The following is a 5645-nucleotide window of genomic DNA, read 5'->3' on the forward strand; positions in this document are numbered from 1 at the left end:
GGCAGGGGCAGCTGCGGGGAAGTGGGCCAGGTCAGCCGGCGATGACGACGGAACGGCGTCCGGCAGTGCCGTCGGTGGCGGCGGTGAGCAGCCAGACGGCGACGTCCGCGCGGCTGATGGTGTCGCCCATGCGCAAGGTGGCTGATTCAGGCAGCAGTTTGACGGCGCCGGTGGCGGGGCCATTGGTGAGGCGGACGGCGTGGACGAGGGTGTAGTCGAGGTCGCTGGCGCGCAGTGCGTCCTCGGCGGCCGCCTTGTCCTTGACCATGGCACCCATGGCCGTGCTGGACATGAGTTTGGCGGGCGCGCTCAGACGCTCGTGCAGCACGGCGAAGGAGGACAACTCGACAAACCGACTGACGCCGGTGGTGGAGGCGCCGGAGATGACGGCGCGCGTGGCGTCGGTGATGACCGATCCGCCGGTCGCGCCGAGTGTGCTGATCACTGCGGCGACGCCCGTCATGGCCTGCGTGACATCGCCGGCGTCGGTGGCCTGCCCGGCAACGACATCAAGGCCGGGCCGCGCGTCCAGCTTCTCGGGTGAGCGCACGAGGGCCCGCACGGTGTGGCCTGCGGCCAGTGCTTGGTCGACCACGAGACGTCCGGTCGCGCCAGTGGCGCCCAGCACGAGCAGTTTCACAGTGACTCCTGAAGGTTGCGGTTCTGCTCGGCACCCCCGGGCAGTCACTTCAAGGTTTAAGTCAGAACGTAGCGCCAATGACTTCAAGGTTCAAGTGAAAGCTGGATGGATTAACTTTAAGCGTGAAGCATCGGTAGATTGGAGCGCATGACGAACAGCCCTGCTGACGAGGTACCCCGCTGGCTCGACGAGGAGGAGCGTCATGCCTGGCTCGCTCTGGTGGGCGTCATGCGGCGTCTGGAGCAGGCGCTCGACGCGCAACTGCGCGAGGAAGGGCTGACCCACTTCGAGTACGGGGTGATGGCGGCGCTGTCGGATTCGCCGGAGCGGGAACTGCGCATGAGTGACCTCGCCGCTTTCGCCGAGGGTTCGCTCTCGCGCCTCTCCCAGGTCGTGACCCGCCTCGAACGCAAGGGATACGTGCACCGCCGGCCCGATCCGGCCGACGGGCGCTACACCCTGGCCACCCTGACCGACGCGGGATACGCAAAGATCGTCAGCGCTGCTCCCGGCCACGTCGCGGAAGTACGCCGACTAGTGTTCGACCCGTTGACCAAGGCGCAGGTCAGACAGCTCGAGAATATCGGCCGGCGCATCGTCCGCGCCATCGACCCCACAGCCTCCCCGACAATGCTGGACCTTCCTTCGAAGCACAGCTGACGACCGGACGCGGCGATCACCAACCGCAGGTGCTCTTCGCGGTGGACCGGCGCCATCGTCAACTGCTCGTCCCTGGGCGGGCTCGTCGGACTGCCCGAGCGCGCTGCCTACCACGCCTCCAAGCACGGCGTCATCGACACCCCGATGGTCGCCGACATGGTCGAGAACCAGGCTGAGGCCACGGCCGGGAGCCTCAAGGAACAGCCCATGGGCAGACTGGGGGCCGCGGAGGAGGTCGCAGGCGCCGTGCTGTGGCTCTGCAGCCCCGGCGCCAGCTTCGTCACCGCGACGGCTCTCCCGGCCGACGCCCTGTGTGCCGCGCCGCCGTACTGCGACAACCCCGGTTCGAACGATCCACCGAGCCGGCGACCGTCCCGACCGCCCGCTGGACTGCGACCCGGCGCCTGGCGGACTATGGCGTTCGCTCGCTGGCCGCAGCCAGCTCGTGTCGGCCTCCAGCAGAGTTTCGGCGTGACCGTCCCGAACGACAGGACCATGTGCAATGCTCCGCACCTCTCTCATCTTCTGGGAAGCCCTATGGAAACCGGCTTCGTGAACGCGCGGTGGAAGAGCCTGCCCAGCGCCGTCGTCCCGAGCGTGGTCGAGGCCGAGTCCTTGTCGGGCGGCGCCGTCAACGAGGTCTGGCGCCTGACGCTCACCGACGGAACGCCGTACGTCCTCAAAGGGGCCCTTGACGCGCCGGCCGACTTGTTCCCGCGGGAGGCGGAGGGGTTGGAAGCGCTCCGTGAGCGGGCGGGGGTGCGGACACCCCAAGTGTTCGAGGTGAGCGCGCATCACCTCCTTATGGAGGCGCTGCGGCCACGGCCCGACACCGATGAGTTCTGGGAGGCGGCCGGCCGGGCTTTTGCCGAACTCCATAAGGTGCGCGGGGAGAGGTTCGGCTGGGACAGCGACGGATGGCTGGGCCTGTTGCGGCAGGAGAACGGCCCCACAGAGGACGGGCACGAATTCTTCGCGGAGCGCAGGATCCGCCGCTATCTGCGCGAGCCCAAGGTCCGTGTCGCCCTTGAACCGTCCGACCTGGCGGGACTGGAAAGGATCTGCGAGCGCCTTCCGCACCTCGTCCCCAAGGCCCCGAGCGTGCTCAACCACGGCGACCTGTGGCGCGGCAACGTCGTTGCGAGCGTGGCTGGCGAACCGGTGTTCATCGATCCGGCGGTGTGCTGGATGTGGGCCGAGTCCGACCTGAGCATGATCTATTGCTGCGATCCTCCGCCGGACCGCTTCTTCCGTGCGTACGAGGAGGTTTCCCCGCCTGCCGACGGCTGGCGGGAGCGCATGCCGCTGCTGCACCTGCGTGAACACCTGAGTGTGCTGGCGCACTTCGGGGGGAACGGCGACACCGTGGCGCAGATCCGGCATGTCGTGCGCACCTACTCCTGAATCCCCGCGGAGCACGCGTTTCGCTGGATGTCATGCCCCGTTGCCCTGGCCACGTCGCAGGCGCCCCGAATACCTGCCGCGCTTTGTCCACCCGGGCCAGAGCCCCCCACCCGCTCGTGGGCGGTGAGCCGGTCGGTCCATACCACCGTCCAGGTCTCCGTGGAGGACGCCCCGGCCACGGGGGCCCCACCTCGTAGGGCGGCACTCTTCGGCCTCGGCCTCTGCCCCCACCGCTTGGTGTTCACGGGTCGACGTGAAGTTCACCAAGCCGCTCGCCTCGTCGCCTGAGGCTGCGTCGGCGTGGGGGCGAGCGGCGCCGAGTACCAAGCCCTGAAGACGCGGAGCCGCACTCCGGCAACTGTCTGAATCGACTCCGACCGGGTTCTACAGCCGCATGAAGACGGGGTGAAGGACGTGATGCGACTCTCATCGCGATGCCTTCAATCGCGGCAACGACGCGCTGACCGCACGCCGCGGGAACGATCACGAGTCGGTTCGACAAACCTATCAACGCCTGGTTGGTACGGATGAACGGAGCGCCACATGTTGGTCAACAGCAGTGGGAACGACGGAGTCGGCCAAGGAAAACAGGTCATTGAGAAGCGGGCGATCGAGTACATCCCGCTGCGTGAACGGCACGGAAAGCCCTGGCACGTCACTCCGGTGTGGATCAACTGTTCGGCGAACCTGACCGGTCTCGCGATCGGCGCCATCGGAATCTTCGGTGGCCTGAGTCTTGTGTGGTCGCTCGTCGCCATCACGGTCGGCGGCCTCTTCGGGACGTTCTTCGCCGCGTTCCACGCCTCGCAGGGACCCCAGCTCGGACTTCCCCAGATGATTCAGTCCAGGCCCCAGTACGGATACCAAGGGGCGGTCCTGATCTACGTCATCGCCATCGGTACGTATCTCGGGCTCAATGTCTTCGCCATCGTGATGATGGGCCAGACCATCGCCCGGCTGCTGCATGTCAGCGAGACGCTGGGCACGACGTCCTCAACGTTCCTCGCGGTGGTGGGCGCCGTCTTCGGCTATGACCTCGTGCACCGCATCTCACGCTGGACGACCATCGCGTTCGTTACGGTGCTGGTCCTGCTGCTCATCTCGATGCCGATCGTGCTCCATGTCTCCCTCGCGTCGGCCGGCCACGGCACGTTCTCGCTCAGCGCGTTCATGCTCCAGGCGAGCGCCATGGCGGTCGGCACCCTTTCCTGGGCGCCGTACGTGAGTGACTACACCCGCTACCTGCCCCGGCTGAGCCTGCGCGCGTCGTTCTTCGGCACCTACGTCGGCATGTCGGTGACCACCATCATCGTGGCGGGGCTCTCCGCGGTGGTCACGTCGGCGTTTCCCAAGCTGGACATCATCTCGGCCTTCCATGAGGCCGGGGATGCCTTCTTCACCGGTTTCGGCACGATCGTGCTGGTCACGACCTGGCTGGGCACGGTTCTCCTGGTCACCATGAACACCTACGGCGGTGCGCTCACCGTGATGAGTGTCGTGGACAGCTTCCGCCCGGTACGGCCCAACGCGCTGGTCCGCCCTGTCCTCGCCCTGGTCTTCGGCGCCGTCTCGCTGCTGATCTCCTTCGCCGCCTCGGACACGTTCATCACCAGCTTCACCAACTTCCTCACCGTGTTGTTCTACGCGCTCGCTCCCTGGACGGCCACCAACCTCGTCGACTTCTTCTTCGTGCGCCGCGGCCGTTACTCGGTCCGCGAGATCTTCAACCCGCGCGGCATGTACGGCTCGTGGAACTGGCGCGGCTACACCGCCTACCTCGTCTCTCTGGCCGTGATGGTGCCGTTCGCCATGACGGCGTGGTGGTCCGGTCCCATCGCGAGCGATCTGGGCTACGACCTCGCGCCTTTCGTCGGCATGGTGGTCTCGGCTCTCCTCTACCTCGCCCTGGCTCGGGGCATCGATCTGGAGGAGGAACGTCGTCTCATCGCCGTCGCGGACGCGGACTTGGAAGTGACCGAGGCGGGACCGGGCGTAGCGGGAACCGGAGACGCGCCGGTCTCCGCCAGCAGGCCGATCGACCTGGAAGGATCGCTGTGACGACGATCGATCTGACCCACCTCAAGACGACCTACCAGATCCAAGGCACCGGCCCGGACGTACTGTGGATCAGCGGAGGCGGGGGGCGAGCCGACGACTGGCACGAGCACTACACGTCGGAGTTCGGCGACGCCTATCGCAGCGTCTCCTTCGACAACCGGGGAACCACGGGTACGGTGTGCCGTCAGCCCGGGCCGTGGTCGATCGGCGACATGGCGAACGACGCCGCGGAGCTCATCGAAACCGTCTGCGACGCGCCCGCCGTCGTGATCGGGCACTCGATGGGGGCCCTGATCATGTTGCAGTTGGCGCTTGACCGGCCCGACCTGGTCACTCTGGGGGTGTCCCTCGCCGGAGCCGCCCGCGGGGACGTGGGGTGGGCCGGCGACTACATGCGGGCCGAGATCGCCCTCCGGCGGCAGGGCATACGCCTGCCCGTCGACTTCATGGCCGTGCACAACGCCGCCCTGATGTATCCAGGACACGCGCTGCAGGACCAGGCGTTCTGGCAGGAACTCCGGGGGCAGCTCACGTCCCCTGCCGTGCATGAGAACAACGAGGACACCGTGCTCTCGCAGTGGCAGGCATGCCTGGACTTCAACGTCACGTCCCGCTTGGCCGCGCTGCGGACACCCCTGGAGGTCGTCGCGTTCGCCGAGGACGTGTGCGCCCCGCCCGCCTACAGCGCGGAACTGGCCCGTCTGGCCCCGGGCGCCCGCTACCACGAACTCCCGGGCCTCGGCCACGCATCCCTGTTCGGCCATCGCCCCGAGGTCGTCGCCGGCTTCCTCCGGGAACTGCTCGACGGTCACTTCCGACGACGGGGGTGACCGGACCGTGCCCGGGGAGCGAGGAGCACCGCCGCAAGCAAGCGGCGGTGCTC

Annotated in this window: 5 protein-coding genes and 1 pseudogene; 5 read left to right on the top strand and 1 reads right to left on the bottom strand. The window is 67.5% G+C overall.

Annotated features, from left to right (window positions below; all coding sequences use genetic code 11):
* Positions 1 to 31 precede the first annotated feature (31 nt).
* A complete protein-coding gene (locus GRC12_RS41335; RefSeq protein WP_208785596.1) occupies positions 32 to 640 on the bottom strand; it encodes an NAD(P)-dependent oxidoreductase in 609 nt (202 codons plus the stop codon).
* Positions 641 to 787: 147 nt separating this feature from the next.
* On the opposite strand from GRC12_RS41335, the gene GRC12_RS41340 reads away from it, so the two are divergent.
* From GRC12_RS41340 to GRC12_RS41355, 5 genes and pseudogenes are all read left to right on the top strand, one after another.
* Entirely contained in the window at positions 788 to 1300 is a 513-nt protein-coding gene (locus GRC12_RS41340) for a MarR family winged helix-turn-helix transcriptional regulator (protein ID WP_208785597.1), read from the top strand.
* A gap of 24 nt (positions 1301 to 1324) precedes the next feature.
* A pseudogene (locus GRC12_RS41345) lies at positions 1325 to 1606 on the top strand (SDR family oxidoreductase); the annotation flags it as partial.
* A 231-nt stretch (positions 1607 to 1837) separates the two neighbouring features.
* Complete coding sequence (locus GRC12_RS46140; RefSeq protein WP_244374564.1) at positions 1838 to 2704, top strand: fructosamine kinase family protein; 867 nt, start codon at positions 1838 to 1840, stop codon at positions 2702 to 2704.
* A 543-nt stretch (positions 2705 to 3247) separates the two neighbouring features.
* Entirely contained in the window at positions 3248 to 4762 is a 1515-nt protein-coding gene (locus GRC12_RS41350) for a purine-cytosine permease family protein (protein WP_208785598.1), read from the top strand.
* On the top strand, positions 4759 to 5592 hold the full coding sequence (locus GRC12_RS41355) for an alpha/beta fold hydrolase (protein WP_208785599.1): 834 nt from the start codon (positions 4759 to 4761) through the stop codon (positions 5590 to 5592). Before GRC12_RS41350 ends, GRC12_RS41355 begins: the two co-directional genes overlap by 4 nt.
* The last annotated feature ends 53 nt before the right edge of the window (positions 5593 to 5645 follow it).

It is taken from the genome of Streptomyces griseorubiginosus (assembly GCF_017614965.1).
GTDB lineage: Bacteria > Actinomycetota > Actinomycetes > Streptomycetales > Streptomycetaceae > Streptomyces > Streptomyces griseorubiginosus_B.